Annotated in this window: 18 protein-coding genes; 9 read left to right on the top strand and 9 right to left on the bottom strand. The window is 58.1% G+C overall.

What is annotated here, in order from left to right; all coding sequences use genetic code 11:
- Window positions 1–104: 104 nt before the first annotated feature.
- Window positions 105–884 carry an SDR family oxidoreductase gene (locus NZ453_RS17635; RefSeq protein WP_263772113.1) on the top strand — a complete coding sequence of 260 codons (780 nt, stop codon included), beginning with the start codon at window positions 105–107 and terminating at the stop codon, window positions 882–884.
- Between the two features lie 56 nt (window positions 885–940).
- Here NZ453_RS17635 and NZ453_RS17630 read toward each other — a convergent pair whose 3' ends face one another.
- A complete protein-coding gene (locus NZ453_RS17630) occupies window positions 941–1,294 on the bottom strand; it encodes a nuclear transport factor 2 family protein (RefSeq protein ID WP_263772111.1) in 354 nt (117 codons plus the stop codon).
- A gap of 593 nt (window positions 1,295–1,887) precedes the next feature.
- On the opposite strand from NZ453_RS17630, the gene NZ453_RS17625 reads away from it, so the two are divergent.
- On the top strand, window positions 1,888–2,298 hold the full coding sequence (locus NZ453_RS17625; RefSeq protein ID WP_263772110.1) for a DUF4870 family protein: 411 nt from the start codon (window positions 1,888–1,890) through the stop codon (window positions 2,296–2,298).
- 344 nt (window positions 2,299–2,642) lie between these two features.
- On the opposite strand, the gene NZ453_RS17620 is transcribed toward NZ453_RS17625, so the two are convergent.
- Entirely contained in the window at window positions 2,643–3,296 is a 654-nt protein-coding gene (locus NZ453_RS17620) for a dihydrofolate reductase family protein (RefSeq protein WP_263772109.1), read from the bottom strand.
- Between the two features lie 78 nt (window positions 3,297–3,374).
- Window positions 3,375–3,782 (bottom strand): ester cyclase, encoded by a 408-nt coding sequence (locus NZ453_RS17615; RefSeq protein WP_263772108.1) that lies wholly within the window; start codon window positions 3,780–3,782, stop codon window positions 3,375–3,377.
- 232 nt (window positions 3,783–4,014) lie between these two features.
- On the opposite strand from NZ453_RS17615, the gene NZ453_RS17610 reads away from it, so the two are divergent.
- The 3 genes from NZ453_RS17610 to wrbA all read left to right on the top strand — a co-directional run bounded on the left by NZ453_RS17610 (window position 4,015) and on the right by wrbA (window position 5,676).
- A complete protein-coding gene (locus NZ453_RS17610) occupies window positions 4,015–4,413 on the top strand; it encodes a VOC family protein (protein ID WP_263772107.1) in 399 nt (132 codons plus the stop codon).
- 402 nt (window positions 4,414–4,815) lie between these two features.
- Window positions 4,816–4,947, top strand: a complete 132-nt coding sequence (locus tag NZ453_RS17605; protein WP_263772106.1) for a hypothetical protein — start codon at window positions 4,816–4,818, stop codon at window positions 4,945–4,947.
- A 129-nt stretch (window positions 4,948–5,076) separates the two neighbouring features.
- Window positions 5,077–5,676 (top strand): NAD(P)H:quinone oxidoreductase, encoded by a 600-nt coding sequence (gene wrbA, locus NZ453_RS17600; RefSeq protein ID WP_263772105.1) that lies wholly within the window; start codon window positions 5,077–5,079, stop codon window positions 5,674–5,676.
- A gap of 75 nt (window positions 5,677–5,751) precedes the next feature.
- Here wrbA and NZ453_RS17595 read toward each other — a convergent pair whose 3' ends face one another.
- A complete protein-coding gene (locus tag NZ453_RS17595; protein WP_263772104.1) occupies window positions 5,752–6,408 on the bottom strand; it encodes an alpha/beta fold hydrolase in 657 nt (218 codons plus the stop codon).
- A 266-nt stretch (window positions 6,409–6,674) separates the two neighbouring features.
- Between NZ453_RS17595 and NZ453_RS17590 the strand changes: the two genes are divergently transcribed.
- Entirely contained in the window at window positions 6,675–7,274 is a 600-nt protein-coding gene (locus NZ453_RS17590; protein ID WP_263772102.1) for an MSMEG_1061 family FMN-dependent PPOX-type flavoprotein, read from the top strand.
- Between the two features lie 71 nt (window positions 7,275–7,345).
- Here the strand turns inward: NZ453_RS17590 and NZ453_RS17585 are convergent, their stop codons facing one another.
- Complete coding sequence (locus NZ453_RS17585) at window positions 7,346–7,780, bottom strand: ester cyclase (protein WP_263772100.1); 435 nt, start codon at window positions 7,778–7,780, stop codon at window positions 7,346–7,348.
- A 304-nt stretch (window positions 7,781–8,084) separates the two neighbouring features.
- On the opposite strand from NZ453_RS17585, the gene NZ453_RS17580 reads away from it, so the two are divergent.
- Window positions 8,085–8,516 carry a GNAT family N-acetyltransferase gene (locus NZ453_RS17580; protein ID WP_263772099.1) on the top strand — a complete coding sequence of 144 codons (432 nt, stop codon included), beginning with the start codon at window positions 8,085–8,087 and terminating at the stop codon, window positions 8,514–8,516.
- A 140-nt stretch (window positions 8,517–8,656) separates the two neighbouring features.
- Window positions 8,657–9,136 (top strand): ATP-binding protein, encoded by a 480-nt coding sequence (locus NZ453_RS17575; protein ID WP_263772098.1) that lies wholly within the window; start codon window positions 8,657–8,659, stop codon window positions 9,134–9,136.
- Between the two features lie 133 nt (window positions 9,137–9,269).
- Here the strand turns inward: NZ453_RS17575 and NZ453_RS17570 are convergent, their stop codons facing one another.
- From NZ453_RS17570 to NZ453_RS17560, 3 genes are all read right to left on the bottom strand, one after another.
- Entirely contained in the window at window positions 9,270–9,734 is a 465-nt protein-coding gene (locus NZ453_RS17570; RefSeq protein WP_263772096.1) for a RidA family protein, read from the bottom strand.
- A gap of 125 nt (window positions 9,735–9,859) precedes the next feature.
- Complete coding sequence (locus tag NZ453_RS17565; RefSeq protein ID WP_263772094.1) at window positions 9,860–10,714, bottom strand: NAD(P)-dependent oxidoreductase; 855 nt, start codon at window positions 10,712–10,714, stop codon at window positions 9,860–9,862.
- 165 nt (window positions 10,715–10,879) lie between these two features.
- Entirely contained in the window at window positions 10,880–11,776 is an 897-nt protein-coding gene (locus NZ453_RS17560) for a LysR family transcriptional regulator (protein ID WP_263772092.1), read from the bottom strand.
- Window positions 11,777–11,875: 99 nt separating this feature from the next.
- Between NZ453_RS17560 and NZ453_RS17555 the strand changes: the two genes are divergently transcribed.
- The gene (locus tag NZ453_RS17555; protein WP_263772090.1) at window positions 11,876–12,979 is read left to right on the top strand and encodes an aldo/keto reductase; all 1,104 of its coding nucleotides are present in this window, start codon (window positions 11,876–11,878) and stop codon (window positions 12,977–12,979) included.
- A 68-nt stretch (window positions 12,980–13,047) separates the two neighbouring features.
- On the opposite strand, the gene NZ453_RS17550 is transcribed toward NZ453_RS17555, so the two are convergent.
- Window positions 13,048–13,656: a trimeric intracellular cation channel family protein gene (locus NZ453_RS17550; protein ID WP_263772088.1), complete on the bottom strand. Its 609-nt coding sequence runs from the start codon at window positions 13,654–13,656 to the stop codon at window positions 13,048–13,050.
- Window positions 13,657–13,671 lie beyond the last annotated feature (15 nt).

Here is a 13,671-nt window from a genome sequence, read left to right as displayed (position 1 = left end):
GAGGAGCAGTTCATCGGATTGAAAACCGCTGCTTCTCGACCTCGCTGATCCAACGGCAGATAACAGAGGGCAGATAACAGCGGAACTCACAGAAGGAAAACACTTTGGATTTGGGGCTGAAAGGAAAAAACGCGCTTGTGTGTGGGGCCAGCAAGGGATTGGGGCGCGGATGCGCGGAGGCGCTCGCCGAGGAAGGAGTGAACCTCGTTATCCTGGCACGCCGCGCCGTCGAGTTGGAGCAAACGGCCGAACAGATTCGCGAACGTTTTGCCGTCAAGGTCACGACCGTCGTTTGCGACATCACCACGGAGGAAGGACGAACCGCAGCGCTGTCTGCATGCCCGCAGCCCGACATTCTTATCAACAATGCGGGCGGTCCTCCAGCCGGCGACTTCCGCGACTTTACCGACGAGGACTGGTATCGCGCCCTGGGTGCCAACATGCTGACGCCGATCGCGCTGATGCGTGCGACCATCGACGGGATGATCACCCGCGGCTTTGGACGCATCGTCAATATCACGAGTGCTGCGGTCAAGGCGCCGATCGGGGTGCTGGGTCTGTCTAACGGGGCTCGAGCCGGACTGACAGGCTTCGTGGCTGGTTTAGCCCGCCAAGTCGCGCCGTATGGCGTGACGATCAATAATCTCCTGCCGGGCTTGTTTGCTACCGATCGTTTAGCTACTGTCACGCGCGCCCAAGCCGAAGCTGCCAATCTCAGCACCGAAGAAGTAACGGCGCGTCAATTGCAAGGCATTCCCTGCGGGCGTTTCGGACAAATCGAGGAGTTCGGGGCGGCTTGCGCTTTCCTCTGCAGCGTTCACGCCGGTTACGTGACGGGGCAGAATTTTCTTATGGACGGGGGGAGCTATCCAGGCGTCCTCTGATGGCGAAGCACGATAATTCTTGTTTCGCAGTTAGTCAGCAATGCTCGCCGAAGCTCTTACACCGGAGTCTGCTGGTGCACCACTAACTTCCACCCCTCATTGCGCACGTACGTACTGCTTATCAAAGCAATATAAGGTTGGAGCCGTTGGCGTTGCGCCGTGACCTTGTAGACCACGGTTGCCACGTTCTCCGTGAGCGCAATCACCCGGGGATTCTCGATCTGGAATGTTTCCCAAGGCTGTATGCCGAGGGACTGCAGGATGCGTTCCCTCCCCTCGATGCGCATTCCGCCAGGAAACAGCATGACGGCATCTTCGCGGAGCATGGTGGCATAAAAATCCTTCCCCGCTTCGCCTACCGACGAAAGCGCCTCCCATCCCTGGCGCTCCAGATCAATCAGTTCGTTCATCTGCCGTCATCCCATGTGGTGCTTCTAACGTTCGTGAAACGCCATTTTTTGACATGAACTATCCAGAAGTCGTTCTCCACGGTTGTGAAGGACGGATATGTCTTTGGAACCATGAAAGGTGGGATCATTCACGCGGTTTAAGGGTGTGGCTGAAAATGAACGGAAGGAAAATTCGCCCTGTCTAATTTTAGTTACGGGACAGGAGAAAAACCGTGGGTGGCGAACATCAAAATAGAAATGGTGAGGAATGCCAACCCGCAGGCCGGGTCGTATCGCGCGAGAGTGAGAGAAAAACAGGCGGCGATCTAGTCGGCGCGACGCCAGGTGAAGCACCTGCCAACGCCACGAGGCGACGCGCGGAACGCAGGCAGTCGAGCGCTTTGATCGCATGGTGGGGCGATAGCGAGCGACGATCAGGCAAAGACCGACGCGCCTCACCGAGTGGCAATGATATCGACCACGACTAGACCCCTCCCTCGCTACTTCGGCAGAGTGGCGTTGAATTTCGTATCCTTATGTAATGTAATGGCTCTTGGGGATCGAGGGCTGATCCCCACGTTGATGCCGTCACCCAATATCGAGGAGCGGGCCGCATGAACAACTCAGTGATGACCGTCGAAGCCTCGCCTGCGCTGGTGCGCACGGCGCATATCGTTTACGCACTTCATGCGTTGGGCTTGGCGGTAGGCGCGTTTGGAGCAGCCACGGTGATCGGTTCCTTCCTGCTCGGCTGGCCGTCGATAATTGCGGTGATCGTCAACTACATCTATCGCGGCGATGCGCGCGGCACGTGGCTTGAGTCGCATTTCGACTGGCAAATCCGCACCTTCTGGTACGCGCTGGCTTGGGCAGTGTTGGTGGCCCTGGTTTCTCTGCCGCTGACGCTGGTCATCATCGGCTTCGGAACCTGGGCGTTCGGCATGTTCATACTCGGCTTGTGGGCCATCTACCGAATCATGCGCGGTTGGTTGCGCCTGAATGCCCACCAGCCGATGCACGCTTAGGCTCCATTCTCTCGAGCAAAGTTACACGGCTTCCAGCCGTCTCAGCTCGTTTAGTTCCGAGGCAAGGTACGTCCATACGGTTGCGCGGCCTGTCCTCGACGTCCTGATCGAACGCGCGGCCTGGCTGACGAGCAGAAATCGGTTCAGCTCCCCCACCCTACCCGTTCACCAGTCCGTCCCACGAATTCGGTCATAGACGAGTTCATGTCCATATGCATGTACGAGGGTGAGGAAATTGGGGGTTCCAAGTTGACATGGTGACGCCGGGCTGAGCCAGAGGCAGTCCGAGGCCCCGTTTCAGCACGGCGCTCGCGGAGAACTCAATTGGCACCGGCTGCTGCGAGTTACTCCACTTCTCGGCGAAGCACCACGTGAGTTGCCTTCTCCGATGCGGCATGCTGCACGCATTTGTATCCGGAGGCTCGCAGGTCAACGCCCTCGAAGAGGCGCTCGCCGCTGCCCAGTAGCACAGGCGAAATAGCAAGATGCATCTCGTCAATTAGGCCGGCGCGCAGATACTGCTGGATCGTGTTGACGCCGCCACCGATACGCACATCCATCTCGCCGGCCGCATCACGCGCCCGGTCCAGCGCTTCAAGAATGCCGCCGGTAACAAAATGAAATGTGGTGTTGCCCTCCATCTGGATAGGAGAACGCGCATGATGAGTGAGGACGAAGACTGGGACGTGATAAGGCGGGTCCTCTCCCCACCAGCCTTTCCAATTCAGGTCTTTCCACGGGCCTCGAATCGGACCGAACATATTCCTGCCGAGAATCCATGCCCCGACATTCGTAAACCCTCTCGCCGCAAATTCCTCGTCGGTGCCCATGGTGCCGCTATTCAACCCAAACAGGGCTTGCTGGAACGTGCGTGTCGGCAATGCCCACTGATGCAAATCGTTACCGCCCACGCCTAGCGGATTGTTGATGTCCTGACGAGGCCCGGCGCCGTATCCGTCAAGGGAGATGGTGAAGCTTTCGACTCGCACTCGGGTCACCTCAATCCTCCTTAATTCGTCTTGATGCCAATGCAGGAATTCGACCGTGAAAGCTCTTCGTTTGCGGATGACAAACTGTCATCTAGGCTGTCGCGCGCCCGGCAGCTGCGCCTCAATGGCGGCCTTGTCAATCACAGACCATACGCGAAGGATTTTGTTTTCCGTGAACTCATAAAAAACGTTCTCGGAAAACGATACGGTCAGTCCATCAATATCGAGGTTCATGAATCGCCCACGGGGAGTGCAGTTGAAGGCCAGTCGGCTGGCGACAAACCGTGAGTCAGCCACCAGGAGTTCTATGTTGAAGTGCAGGTCCGGTATGCTGGCGAAGTCGTTCTCCAGCATCGCCTGGTAGCCCGCGAGGCCAAGACGTTTCCCGTTGTGCACAACACCGTCGTGAACATGGCGCCCAAGATCTGACCATTTCTGCATGTTCAAGCAGGCGATATACTCCTTGTAGAGGCGGGCAAGGTGAGTCTCAGTCAAGAGGCGTTCATCCCTAAGCTTCGATCAGAAGCAAGCCATTCAGCATGCGTCGTGCCCGCTACGTCCAGGCCTTGGACCCAGGGGATAGCCCTCGTCAACAACCGCTTGACGCGTTTTCATCGAAGCGGCTGACGCCTCTTGCTGGGATCCCACGGTTGATCGCCCCAGTCCAAGGAAGGAACACTTATTGCCTGGACAAAGGGCCCTGGGGCAATGCAGAAGGAGTCGGCTGATGAACCTAAACGCACTGATGGTTCGCTACATCGTTCACGACGTCGATACCGCGGTAGCTTTTTACACCGAGCACTTTGGGTTCCGAGTGATCGGCCAGTCCGGGCCGTACTTCGCGATTCTTGAGAAGAATAACTTGCAGCTCGTATTGAGTCCGCCGAAGGGGCCCGGAGGAGGCTCTCAACCGACGCCCGATGGCCGTAGGCCGGAGCCTGGCGGGTGGAATCGTCTCATCGTGAAAAGCGAAAGACTTGATGAGGACATTTCCACCTTGCGCGCTGTGGGCGTTGGTTTTCGCAGCGACATTGTTTCCGGCCCAGGAGGACGACAGATTCTTGTTGAGGATCCCTCAGGAAATCTCGTGGAGATATTTGAACCTGCTCCTGAGCCGAAGAAGTAGAAGACGATCGGAAACCTGTTGTTTCGAGCTTGGGTGTTGCCTCCACTGCCTGTCTCGGGATTCCTGTTCGGCAAGGAGGGCGACGCGAAGGTAAAGCGTTATTCGGTGCCTAGCAGGTGCTGAAAAGACCACGAACAGCGAGCAAATATCTGTCTAGCGATTACTCGAGACTATCGGTACCCGGCATCCGGCGCAGGCATGCACGGTGGGTAGACCGCGCAAGCAGGTCAATCACTTCGCCGGGGCAAATTACGCGCTGCGCAAGGCTCAAAGAGCTTGTCATTCATACAGAAGGCCGGGTTACGTGCTGATTCCCCGGTCTCTCGCCAAAGCGCGGTCGAAATCTCCTTGCTAACAATTGCCTTGGCCAGTTGTCCAATGGCCGGACAGAAGGAGACCGCCATGTCCGATAGCCTGTCGGAGGTATTCGCCCATTCGATGAAAAAACATCCCATCAAGTTCGTCGTCGGCTTGCTCATTAACCTGGGAGGAATCCTCGCGCTCCTTGCCATGTGGTATGGGGTAGCGCCTTAGTTTTCCTGGACCCGTTTCGAGGCGAAGCATCGGAATTTGACCTAGGATGGGTATCGGGATACGGGCTGTGGAAGTTGCCAAAGAGTCCCGCTCACATCGCAGGCATTCACTTATCGCAGGAGGTCGTTCATGTCCAAGGTACTCGTTCTGTACTATTCCAGTTACGGTCACATCGAAACCATGGCGCAAGCGGTTGCCGAAGGCGCCCAGTCCGCGGGGGCGAAAGTTGACATCAAACGAGTTCCTGAAACGGCGCCTGCGGAGGTTGCAAAGGCCGCGCACTTCAAGTTGGACCAGGCGGCGCCTGTCGCGACAGTCGCCGAGTTGGCTGATTACGACTCCATCATCGTTGGCTGCCCCACGCGCTTCGGCCGCATGCCGTCCCAAATGGCCAGCTTCCTCGATCAGGCGGGCGGACTTTGGGCGAGCGGTGCGCTCAACGGCAAGGTGGGCGGCGCCTTCACGTCGACGGCAACGCAACACGGCGGGCAGGAAGTCACCCTGTTTTCCGTCATTGCCAACCTGTTGCATTTCGGCATGGTCGTGGTCGGCCTGCCCTACAGCTATCAGGGACAAATGACGCTCGACGAGATTGTTGGCGGCAGCCCTTATGGCGCAACGACGATTGCTGGTGGCCAGGGGCAGCGGCAACCCAGTGCGAACGAACTCGCGGGAGCCCGGTACCAGGGGCGATTGATCGCTGAAACCGCCAACAAATTGTTCGGTTAGTTTTCCGGCCTCCATGTAGTTTTGCGCTTGTACTCTCAGACACCAGAAGGCACGAGAGAGTCATGCCTTCTGGCATCAGACTTGCGCCAACAATATCTCGACGAAGGCTTCTGGCTTCAAGCGAGGAATATTGTGGCCACAGTCGAAAGAAAACGTGGCCCACTCAGGATCGGCGCTCAATCGTTGATAGAGATCGAGAAAAGGGCTGCCTTCCCATCCATGCGCTCCGACAAACGCTTTTCGCGGGACTTCGCGCCAGGACCCGCTTAGCTTGATCGCCTGTAAGAACGTCCCCATGGGGTGTGCGCGGCATCGGGAGTCCAGGTTGGGCGGCGGTGCGCAAGTCAGGCCGTCGGCCGCCGCCCCGAGAATGAACATATCCCGAAAGCGAGGGCTGGTGAGTGACCAGACCGAGTCGCCCGACTCGGGGACATACGCGTCGGAATAAACGAGAGCCCGGATATCGGCAGCTTCCACGTCGGCGGCACCGCTGACGATCATTCCGCCGTACGAGTGACCGGCCAAAACGATTTCATCGCCTCGATGAGCCCGAATGGCGCGAACCGCTTCGTGTATGTGAAGGTCGAGGTTAGCCAGCGGAGCCGGTACGTCGCCAAGCCCGGCAAGCGTTAACGGCAGAGCCTTATGACCGCGCGCGATGAGCGATTCTTCGACTTTCTCGAACGCCCAACCACCCTGCCAACCGCCAGGTATCAAGATAAAGGTGGCCATTTCTCTTATATCTCCGTTTCTGCATCCACGGCATTTGCTTCAGGTCCATCGAGCTTTCTTGCTTTCCAGGGTACCGAAGCGGGATGGAATGCATCCGGCGGTGTAAGCAAGCGGCGCGCCCATGGCATGAATAGCGCTGCCTGCTGGCCAGTTCGCGTGTTGCCTCGATATCACGCGTTCCGTAGGCGGGGAAACTGCCATTTTCCGGGAACGGCGCGTAACCTACGCATCACCCACGGCGTTCCCCATTCCAAGACTATTTTCCAATGAATACGATCGAAGAACTCCGCCACCTTTACCCAGCGCCGACCGAGCGCCTTGTGAAGAAGCAGCTTTCCTCCCTTGATTCCCATTGCAGCCGCTTTATCTCGCTCTCCCCGTTCGTCGTGATTGCGAGCTCCGCTCGCAATTACTCGGCGGATGCCTCTCCCCGCGGTGGCGCTCCAGGTTTCGTCAAAGTGCTCGATGATAGGACGCTGCTTATCCCGGATGCCCCAGGGAATAATCGGATCGACACCTTGCAGAATATCGTCGATACCGGCCACGTGGGCTTGCTATTTCTGATACCTGGGATCGACGAGACGCTGCGTGTGAATGGTACGGCGCAGCTTTCGACGTGTGAGACGCTGATGACGCATTTTGCCGAGGAGAAACGGCAACCGAAGTTGCTCATCAAGGTAACGGCCGAGGAAGTCTTTCTTCATTGCCCCAAAGCACTTATGCGTTCAAGGCTATGGGATCAGCTAGCGCACGTCGAGCGTTCCGTTATGCCCACCGTAATCGAAATGATTAACGACCAAACGGGCATAACGCTTCCCGTGAAAACGCACGAAGAGACCCGTGCAGACTTTGCCAAGGACTTGTGAGCGCATAACGACGGAGACGGAGGACAAGCGGGGGCCGGGTACATGGAGAACCTCGGTCCGCACCTTCGCCACTATCCGGGCGAGACCGTCCTAAGCTGGGCAATGACGACAGGCAATGTGTTGATGCCCCAATGCTCAGTGTATCTGCCGTCACAGAGCCGGACGATGTCGATTACTTCAATGGCGATAGAGCGTCCTGTAGGTGCAATCCCTTGAAGCGCCCCTAAATGCGTACCGTGTATCGTCTTGCGCGTCGTCACTTTGTCGCCTTCAGCGATTTGATCGTGGATCTCGACTCGTAGATCGGGGAAAGCCGGTCGAAGAATCTGATTCAGCGTGAGAAACATGCCATCTGATCCCGGCGACATTCCTGGAGCGGCCGTTCGATTGACGAAGTCTGGCGCCATGATCTCCTTAAATGCAGTCAGGTCGCCCTTTTCGATGAAATCGTGGTTGAACCTTAGGACAACTTCCTTGTTGCGCTGCAGCGTTTGTTGATCAACCACTTTGAATTCCTCCATTAATGCAACGAAAGTACAACTTATGCCGCATGAGATGGTTCCCAAGCGTCCCGACCGCCTTCTATCGTTGCCGGACAAGACAATTCCTTTGAGTTGGAGTTCGGATTTCTTTTTTTGCGAGGTGGCTAAGGGCCTGGAAATGACGACATCGAACGCGAACGGAACCGGATGTCACCGAGTCAATCACAGGAAGGTGGCATTGGCGATCCGCGTTTCTCTGCCCTGTGGCATTGATTCACGGCAGCTCTCAAACCGTTCCTAGTACAACCCGCAAACCGAGGCTTACTGCATGCACGACTACGAAATATCCGACGACAAGTCGCGGCTAGACATCGATGCGATTCATGAGTTCTTGTCACAAAGTTACTGGTCCCCGGGGATTCCGCGCTCAACCGTCGAACGCGCGATTCAAGGATCGATGTGTTTCGGCGTTTATCTTGATGACAAACAAGTTGGCTTCGCTCGCGTTATTTCCGACAAGGCGACATTCGCCTACCTCGCTGATGTCTTTATCCTCGATGGGCATCGCGGGCTCGGCCTGTCGAAAAGGCTCATGGCGCATGTTTTCGAGCACGCAGACCTTCAAGGGCTGCGCCGCTTCATGCTCGCTACAAAAGACGCGCACGGGCTCTATAGCCAGTTCGGCTTTTCCGAGCTTGCCAATCCCCACATCTACATGGAAATTCTGCGGCCTGACATTTACCAGTCGCCCACACGTTAAGGTCCCTCTAGCGATTAACCGTTGGATTCCACTGCGGCCTTCGAGCAACGCGCTCCGTTCAATTGCTTCCAGCGTCCGTCTCGAGTCTGAACATGGCCCAGTGACTCCCCTTCCGCGGGCAAGCAAACGGCTCGGACTCCATGGCAACGACGATCGATCCCGATCAGTTTCTCGATTTATCCCGGACCGCCCCCTTCTCACGCGAAGAGGGTTTGGCGGCATGGGAGGCTGCCTACGCAGCACTTGATCAACGGCTCAGCGTCCTCGGAGAACGAGCCCAACTCTTCGTTGTGTTTGGAGTGCAGGCCGGCGGCAAGTCCACCTGGGTTCGCCATAGAATCCCGTCCGCGTCAGACCATACGGTGTTCTTTTCAGGCCCTCTGCCTTCTCGAAGGCATCGTCATCGCGTTCTGGCGATTGCAGGACGTTATTGCTGCAGCGTTACTGCCGTCTGGGTGAAGGTTCCGCTCGGCCTCGCTCTAGAACGAAATGCTCAGCGAAAAGGTTTGGCGAGGGTTCCTGAATCGATCATTGCGCACGTGTACTCAAATCTCGAGCCAGCTACGCTTGATGAAGGGTTTCATGAAGTCATCGTGGTAGACGGCGCCGACAAAATGTAACCGTTTCAGGGCCATCTCAGTAGCTTTGAAGCCAGAAGCAAACCGCTCCACGCCTAGCGGTGCAGATTCCAATGGCAAGTCCGTACAGTATGCCAAGGGCAGAGAAGCCGGCCTCTCCGTTCCGTTGAAACCGCTACGCGGACTTCACTTCCACGATTGCCTTGAGGGTGAGCGGCAATCCGTTTCGCAGCGAACTCACACCGACGACGGAGCGTGCGTGGGCGCCCGCGGCACCGAATACTTGGACGAGAAGATCCGATGCGCCATCGAGGACTTTGGCGTGATCCTCAAACTCCGGAACGGCGTTGATCGAACCGGTAAGTTCGACCACCTGAGCCACGTGATCGAGGGAGCCCAATTGGTTCTTGATCGCGGCAAGCAGCTCCACGCACGCCGAGCGCGCCAGCGCATAACCGTCGGCCACCGAGTACTCGCGCCCTAGCCTGCCTTTCAACGGCCGATGGTCAATCGGGCGTGGCGCTTTGCCGGAGATGAACAACAGGTTTCCGGTTTGAACCGCCGACGAGTAGTTCCCCGCGGGAGCACTCGCCGGAGGAAGCACGAGGCCAAGATCCTTTAGTCGTTGCTCTGCATCCACGTCGCAACCCCTATCCTTTCCACACTGCTATACGTTTTGCTGAAGTACTGTTCCCGCTAAGGGCCGCGCAGCCCAAGACGGCTCCACCGCTTTAGCTATCTCGGCGCAGGCGCAGAACGGCGCTGTCAGCTTTGGCGCACGGCGTCGATAGCCAACACGCCGGCGTCCTCGGCGCCATAGCCGGCGGCGATCAGTTGATCCATGCGCGCGGCGATGGAGCGCAACGCGGCGAGCGGCTGATTGCCTGCTGTTTCGAGCATCAATCCCACGTCCTTGCGCGCCATGGCAAGTTCGAACGTTGGCGTGAAGTTGCATGCCGCCATATTCGTACCGCGTGAGGCAGCCGCTCCATTCAGGTCGAGTCTTCCGAGCAACGTGATGGCATCTTCGGGCTCGACGCCCCCGGCTTTGGCCAGCGTCAGAATATCGGCCAGAATACCCCAAAGACCAATGAACATGGCATTGCCGAATAGCTTGTTGAGCGCGGCAAGATCCGGGCGTTCCCCGAGATAATCCAGCCGTCCCGTCATGCGGGCGAGTTCTGCTTTGACGCTGTTGAATACGGTTTCCGGCCCGCTCGCCAACATCGATCCCTGTGCATTCCGAGCGGCCGCTGGTCCCATGAAGACGGGGCAATGAAGATACTGGATTCCCTCGGCCTGAAGCCGCGTAACTCGTTCCGCGGTCAGTTTGGGCAAGGTGGTGCTGTGGTCGATCAAAACCGTACTGGAGGAAAGGCCAGGACGCGCAGTGGCGATTACGTCTTCCACCACCGCATCATCCTTGAGAATCAGGTGGACCCGATCAACGCCTTGAACAGCATCGGCTGGCGTGGCGGCGGCTTTGACGCCGAACGGTGCCAAAGCGAGGACTTTATCAGGCGACCGGTTCCAAGCCGTGACGTCATCGCCACGTTTGGCGGCGGCTTCCGCGAAAGCGCTGCCGAGTAATCCTGTGCCGAGAAATGCGATAGTGCCCATGGCGTCTTTCCTCAAAAGGTGGTGCGTCCCTCACGCTGACGATCAGCGATTCAGCCCGCGAAATATGTGATCTATCCTACGCGCAACGTCCCGGCAATTTCACTTCCCGCGAAGCAAACCAGTGAAAAGCATGCGGCATGAAGCTCTGCAACATGACTTTGCGCGTCATTCGGCTACATGTGCCTTGCAATACTCCACGAAGGCCCGTACGGCGGTGGGCGTCTGCCGGCTCGCGTAGTAAAAATGAAACCCGGGATGCGTGGGCCACGCCTCGGCCATAACGGGCAATAGCCGACCATCGGCAATGTACCGCCTCACCTGCCGTTCAAACACGTAGGCGATGCCGATCCCATCGAGCGCCGCTAGCGCCATGCTCACGCTATCGGAGACGGTTAGCGGGCCTTCCACCGCAACTTCGGCAACATGGCCGTGATGTTTGACCTCCCATCGGTAAATCGCACCGCTGCTGCGAAAACGATAACGAATACAGGAATGATTGCGTAGATCCTCCAGTGTTTCAGGTAGTCCATGCCGCTTGGCATAAGCGGGCGAAGCCACCATGCACGTGCGTTCCTGGCGTGTCAGCGGCACGGCTACCATGTCCCGCTGCACGGCCTCACCGAGGCGAATACCGAGGTCGAAGCCCGAACCGACGATGTCCACAAAACCATCATCGAGGGTGAGTTCCAGTTGCACGGCCGGGTGCGTTGCCAGAAAACCCGGCAGCACCGGGCGCAACAACATCTCGTGCACCACCAGTGGTGCGTTGACCCGCAAACGGCCCCCTACGCCCACGCGAAAGTGGTCGAGCACTTCCGACGCCTCCATCAGTTCGCTCACCGCCGGGCCGACCCGCGCCAGATAACGTTCCCCGGCCTCGGTGAGACTGACACTACGCGTCGTGCGGTGCAGTAACCGAACCCCGAGGCGGTCTTCAAGTTGCTTGACGGCCTGACTCACCGCTGGCGGCGTCACTTCAAGCGCCGAGGCGGCCGCCGTGAAGCTCCGATGCCGCGCCACCGTGGTAAAGGCAAGCAGACCATCCAGTTGGGTGAGCTTCATTATGTAGCCCTGCTTATTAGCACGTGAAGATTATGTGGATTTATTCACCTTTCGACAATGACTAAGCTTCTCTTCATCCAACACGCGAAGGAGCACACCATGTCACTTGACACCTACTACACGCTAGGCCGCAGCGGACTGCGCGTCAGCCGGCTCTCACTCGGCGCCATGACATTCGGGACCGAATGGGGCTGGGGATCGGACAAAGGAAACGCACGACGCATCTTCGATCTGTATGTCGAGCGCGGCGGCAATTTCGTCGATACCGCCGACGTCTATACAAACGGTACGAGCGAAACCTGGCTCGGCGAGTTCGTCGCCGAGTCCCACCTACGAGACCGACTGGTAATCGCGAGCAAGTACACGTTCAACCTGGGCGATCGTAATGCCAATGGCGGCGGTAACGGGCGCAAAAACCTGTTGCGAGCCGTCGAGGGCTCGCTCAAGCGGCTCAATACGGACTACCTGGATCTGTTCTATGTGCACGCCTGGGATCAGCTAACGCCGGTAGAAGAAGTCATGCGCACCATGGACGACCTCGTTCGCAGCGGCAAAGTGAGGCACGTCGGCCTCTCCGACGTTCCCGCCTGGTATGCGGCCCGGGCCCAGACGCTCGCCGAATGGCGAGGCTATGAACCGGTCTCGGCATTGCAGCTCCAGTATTCCTTGGTGGAACGCCATCTTGAGCACGAACATGCGCGGCTGGCGACTGAGCTCGGCATGGGAATCACCGTCTGGAGCCCATTGGCCAGCGGCCTGCTTTCCGGGCGATATCGGCGCGATGCCGCACCCGATGGACGTTTAGGGGCGATGAAAGATAACGGCAATCCTGCCTTCCAGCATCTCAACGAACGTAACTGGCGCATCGTCGAAGAACTGGAGCGCGTTTCTGCGGAGGTCGGTCGCCCGATGGCGCAGGTGGCGTTGAACTGGGTAGCCGGCCGGCCCGGTGTAGCAAGTGTCATTCTGGGCGCGAGTCGCCCTGAGCAGCTTGTCGACAACTTGGGCGCGTTGGATTTCGAGTTACCCTCGGTATTGGCCGAACGCCTGACGCAAGCCAGCGAATCGCCGCTGCCGTTCCCGTACTACTTCTTTACCAATGCCATGCAGGGAATGATGTATGGCGGCGCGACGGTCGGCGACAAACCAGACGGATACTACAGGCCAATCCGAGTGTACGGCTCGGGCAGCGGCGTGGAATGACCGGGCGATAGTCCGCGTCTGGAGATGTGCTTTTTGAAAGGATTGGGGAACCCTGCCCGTCGATCAGGCTAGTGCCGAGAAACAGGCAGCACCCAGTTCCACTTGACGGCGGCCAGGCGAAAGACCGTAATGCCGGCCGTCGCCACCCACCCCGCCACCTCGCTCGGGATGGAAAGGTATGTCAGGAGGAAAAAGAAGTAGCACCCGACGAAGGCACATGTCGCATAAAGGGGCGTCTGCTGGAACAGGGAAGGTAGCTCCTGGCACAGGATGTCCCGAATGACGCCGCCGAATGTTCCGGTAATGGTGCCCATCAGCGCGGCGATGAATGTCGACGTGCCAGCCTGCAACGCGTATCCCGCCCCGGCAACGCTGAATAGCCCAAGGCCAAGCGCATCCGCTACCAGCAACACGAAAGCGGGGAGCCGTGCCGTGATGGGAAAAAATGCGAAAACCGCCGACAAGCCAAGGATCGCGACGGCATACGCGTCATGCTCGATCCAGAACACCGGGGAGCGATCGAGCAATAGATCGCGCAGCGTGCCGCCCCCAAATGCCGCCGCCAAGGCGACGACGAACAGACCTACAAGGTCCATATCGCGGTGTCTTGCCTCGACAAGCCCGGAAAGGGCAAAGGCAACGACGCCGACAGCTTCAAGAAGCGCAAATACGGTCATAGGTGCCAACTATAG

This window comes from Propionivibrio soli (assembly GCF_025770765.1).
GTDB lineage: Bacteria > Pseudomonadota > Gammaproteobacteria > Burkholderiales > Rhodocyclaceae > Propionivibrio > Propionivibrio soli.
This window is presented reverse-complemented; position numbering and strand designations above follow the sequence as displayed.

Excerpts from the sequence above, each read along its gene's own strand:
- NZ453_RS17550 (WP_263772088.1), bottom strand. The coding sequence starts at position 13,656 with ATGACCGTATTTGCGCTTCTTGAAGCTGTCGGCGTCGTTGCCTTTGCC.
- NZ453_RS17580 (WP_263772099.1), top strand. The coding sequence starts at position 8,085 with ATGCACGACTACGAAATATCCGACGACAAGTCGCGGCTAGACATCGAT.
- NZ453_RS17590 (WP_263772102.1), top strand. The coding sequence starts at position 6,675 with ATGAATACGATCGAAGAACTCCGCCACCTTTACCCAGCGCCGACCGAG.
- NZ453_RS17605 (WP_263772106.1), top strand. The coding sequence starts at position 4,816 with ATGTCCGATAGCCTGTCGGAGGTATTCGCCCATTCGATGAAAAAACAT.
- NZ453_RS17610 (WP_263772107.1), top strand. The coding sequence starts at position 4,015 with ATGAACCTAAACGCACTGATGGTTCGCTACATCGTTCACGACGTCGAT.
- NZ453_RS17560 (WP_263772092.1), bottom strand. The coding sequence starts at position 11,776 with ATGAAGCTCACCCAACTGGATGGTCTGCTTGCCTTTACCACGGTGGCG.
- NZ453_RS17625 (WP_263772110.1), top strand. The coding sequence starts at position 1,888 with ATGAACAACTCAGTGATGACCGTCGAAGCCTCGCCTGCGCTGGTGCGC.
- NZ453_RS17575 (WP_263772098.1), top strand. The coding sequence starts at position 8,657 with ATGGCAACGACGATCGATCCCGATCAGTTTCTCGATTTATCCCGGACC.
- NZ453_RS17630 (WP_263772111.1), bottom strand. The coding sequence starts at position 1,294 with ATGAACGAACTGATTGATCTGGAGCGCCAGGGATGGGAGGCGCTTTCG.
- NZ453_RS17595 (WP_263772104.1), bottom strand. The coding sequence starts at position 6,408 with ATGGCCACCTTTATCTTGATACCTGGCGGTTGGCAGGGTGGTTGGGCG.
- NZ453_RS17555 (WP_263772090.1), top strand. The coding sequence starts at position 11,876 with ATGTCACTTGACACCTACTACACGCTAGGCCGCAGCGGACTGCGCGTC.
- NZ453_RS17565 (WP_263772094.1), bottom strand. The coding sequence starts at position 10,714 with ATGGGCACTATCGCATTTCTCGGCACAGGATTACTCGGCAGCGCTTTC.
- wrbA (WP_263772105.1), top strand. The coding sequence starts at position 5,077 with ATGTCCAAGGTACTCGTTCTGTACTATTCCAGTTACGGTCACATCGAA.